This window comes from Shewanella sp. AS16, from assembly GCF_021412365.1.
Classification (GTDB): Bacteria; Pseudomonadota; Gammaproteobacteria; order Enterobacterales; family Shewanellaceae; genus Shewanella; species Shewanella salipaludis.
On record NZ_JAKCLK010000085.1, the window covers coordinates 1 to 367 of the forward strand.

A 367-nucleotide genomic window follows, 5' to 3' on the forward strand; every position below is an offset into this window, starting at 1 on the left:
TGCTGTTGCATCGCCGTATTGAGGAGATTTTTAAGGTTACGGTACCTATTGCTGAGCTATTTCGCTTAACCACCGTGAAAAGAATTGCCGGTTATTTGCAGGCTATGCAGGACAATGCACGGGCGGTGAATCAAACACAGCAGCGTGATGCTTCCCGATCCCGCGCCCAGCAACGACTTGTACGTCGTCACCAGCGTCAGCGTTAAGGAAAAACTAATGACTTACAGTGAAAGCGATATTGCCATTGTTGGCATGAACTGCCGGTACCCCGGCGTGCACAGCGTTGCGGCATTCGAAACGGTGCTTCGCACCGGATGCAACATTTTGGACCCCAAAGTGACCCCGAGCAACGGCCACAATCACATTA

At 51.5% G+C, this 367-nt stretch carries 1 protein-coding gene; it reads left to right on the forward strand.

Annotation, left to right across the window (positions count from 1 at the left end; translation table 11 throughout):
• The coding region (locus LZP73_RS19450; protein ID WP_234236563.1) for a hypothetical protein at positions 1-206 on the forward strand (206 nt) is incomplete at its 5' end.
• Positions 207-367: the final 161 nt, after the last annotated feature.